Raw genomic sequence first — 3,154 nt, 5'->3', positions numbered from 1 at the left:
AATCATTAACAGAATATATTTGAGTTGAAATAATTTGTTCAAACTCGTTTCAAGTAGGCAACTACAAGAAATGAGTTCTAGCGAAATTAACTGAATCAAGCGTTTTGGTATATGAATCTAATTGAAGCTGTACGGTGCTTAAGTGCACAAACGCCAACTGTATGAGTGTGATGAGAGATCATCACAATCTGTTGCTTATCCCACTTGTAAGGATAAACGACTGTTTGGGGTTGTATAGTCAAGTAATTAAGTGCATGTGGTGGATGCCTTGGCAGTCAGAGGCGAAGAAAGACGTGATAGCCTGCGAAAAGCTCCGGGGAGGCGGCAAATATCCTGTGATCCGGAGATGTCTGAATGGGGAAACCCACTTACCATAAGGTAGGTATTGCAACATGAATACATAGTGTTGCAAGGCGAACGAGGGGAAGTGAAACATCTCAGTACCCTTAGGAAAAGAAATCAATTGAGATTCCCTCAGTAGCGGCGAGCGAAAGGGGAAGAGCCCATTAAGTCATATAAGTTCTAGTGGAACGCTCTGGGAAGTGCGACCGTAGACGGTGATAGTCCTGTACACGAAAGGGCTTATATGATGATGTCGAGTAGGGCGAGGCACGTGAAACCTTGTCTGAATATGGGGGGACCATCCTCCAAGGCTAAATACTCCTGACTGACCGATAGTGAACCAGTACCGTGAGGGAAAGGCGAAAAGAACCCCTGTGAGGGGAGTGAAATAGATCCTGAAACCGCATGCATACAAGCAGTGGGAGCCGGCTTAGTCCGGTGACTGCGTACCTTTTGTATAATGGGTCAGCGACTTATATTCAGTAGCGAGGTTAACCGAATAGGGGAGCCGTAGGGAAACCGAGTCTTAATAGGGCGTTTAGTTGCTGGGTATAGACCCGAAACCAGGTGATCTATCCATGAGCAGGTTGAAGGTTGGGTAACACTAACTGGAGGACCGAACCCACTGTCGTTGAAAAGCCAGGGGATGACTTGTGGATAGGGGTGAAAGGCTAATCAAACTTGGTGATAGCTGGTTCTCCCCGAAAGCTATTTAGGTAGCGCCTCGGACGAATACCATTGGGGGTAGAGCACTGTTTCGGCTAGGGGGTCATCCCGACTTACCAAACCGATGCAAACTCCGAATACCAATGAGTACTATCCGGGAGACAGACTGCGGGTGCTAACGTCCGTAGTCAAGAGGAAAACAATCCAGACCGCCAGCTAAGGCCCCAAAATTATAGTTAAGTGGGAAACGATGTGGGAAGGCATAGACAGCTAGGAGGTTGGCTTAGAAGCAGCCACCCTTTAAAGAAAGCGTAATAGCTCACTAGTCGAGTCGGCCTGCGCGGAAGATGTAACGGGGCTAAAACTATATGCCGAAGCTGCGGATGCATAATTTATTATGCGTGGTAGGGGAGCGTTCTGTAAGCCGATGAAGGTGGATTGAGAAGTCTGCTGGAGGTATCAGAAGTGCGAATGCTGACGTGAGTAACGACAATGCGAGTGAAAAACTCGCACGCTGAAAGACCAAGGGTTCCAGTCCAACGTTAATCGGGGCTGGGTGAGTCGACCCCTAAGGCGAGGCCGAGAGGCGTAGTCGATGGGAAATTGGTTAATATTCCAATACTTCTGTGTAATGCGATGAGAGGACGGAGAAGGTTAAGTCAGCCTGGCGTTGGTTGTCCAGGTGGAAGGTTGTAGGCATGTATCTTAGGCAAATCCGGGGTACTCTATGCTGAGAACTGATAGCAAGCTGTACTTGTACAGTGAAGTGGCTGATACCATGCTTCCAGGAAAAGTCTCTAAGCTTCAGTTACACAGGAATCGTACCCGAAACCGACACAGGTGGTCAGGTCGAGTAGACCAAAGCGCTTGAGAGAACTCTGCTGAAGGAACTAGGCAAAATGGTACCGTAACTTCGGGAGAAGGTACGCTGTTGTCTGTGATAGGACTTGCTCCTTGAGCGGCCGACAGCCTCAGAAACCAGGCCCCTGCAACTGTTTATTAAAAACATAGCACTCTGCAAACACGAAAGTGGACGTATAGGGTGTGATGCCTGCCCGGTGCTGGAAGGTTAATTGATGGGGTTAGCGTAAGCGAAGCTCTTGATCGAAGCCCCAGTAAACGGCGGCCGTAACTATAACGGTCCTAAGGTAGCGAAATTCCTTGTCGGGTAAGTTCCGACCTGCACGAATGGCATAATGATGGGGGCGCTGTCTCCAGCAGAGACTCAGTGAAATCGAATTCGCCGTGAAGATGCGGTGTACCCGCGGCTAGACGGAAAGACCCCGTGAACCTTTACTGCAGCTTGACATTGAACTTTGATCTTACTTGTGTAGGATAGGTGGGAGGCTTTGAAGTCGCGACGCTAGTTGCGATGGAGCCGTCCTTGAAATACCACCCTGGTAATATTGAGGTTCTAACTCTGTCCCGTTATCCGGGACGAGGACCATGTCTGGTGGGTAGTTTGACTGGGGCGGTCTCCTCCTAAAGAGTAACGGAGGAGTACGAAGGTGCGCTCAGCGTGGTCGGAAATCACGCGTAGAGTATAAAGGCAAAAGCGCGCTTAACTGCGAGACCCACAAGTCGAGCAGGTACGAAAGTAGGTCTTAGTGATCCGGTGGTTCTGTATGGAAGGGCCATCGCTCAACGGATAAAAGGTACTCTGGGGATAACAGGCTGATACCGCCCAAGAGTTCATATCGACGGCGGTGTTTGGCACCTCGATGTCGGCTCATCTCATCCTGGGGCTGAAGCAGGTCCCAAGGGTATGGCTGTTCGCCATTTAAAGAGGTACGCGAGCTGGGTTTAGAACGTCGTGAGACAGTTCGGTCCCTATCTACCGTGGGCGTTGGAAATTTGAGAGGATCTGCTCCTAGTACGAGAGGACCAGAGTGGACGAACCTCTGGTGTACCGGTTGTCACGCCAGTGGCATCGCCGGGTAGCTATGTTCGGAAGGGATAACCGCTGAAAGCATCTAAGCGGGAAGCCTACCTCAAGATAAGATTTCCCCGAGACTTTATGTCTCCTAAAGAGCCGTTGAAGACTACGACGTTGATAGGTTGGATGTGGAAGCATAGTGATATGTGAAGCTGACCAATACTAATTGCTCGTGAGGCTTGACTATACAACACCCAAACAGTTGTTGTA

The 3,154-nt window shown here is 49.5% G+C and carries 1 rRNA gene; it reads left to right on the top strand.

The features are described 5' to 3' along the window. The first annotated feature begins 236 nt into the window (after positions 1–236). Positions 237–3,131: ribosomal RNA gene (locus NI465_RS16420) — 23S ribosomal RNA — on the top strand. Positions 3,132–3,154: the final 23 nt, after the last annotated feature.

It is taken from the genome of Acinetobacter lwoffii, from assembly GCF_024129855.1.
Classification (GTDB): Bacteria; Pseudomonadota; Gammaproteobacteria; order Pseudomonadales; family Moraxellaceae; genus Acinetobacter; species Acinetobacter lwoffii_L.
This window is presented reverse-complemented; position numbering and strand designations above follow the sequence as displayed.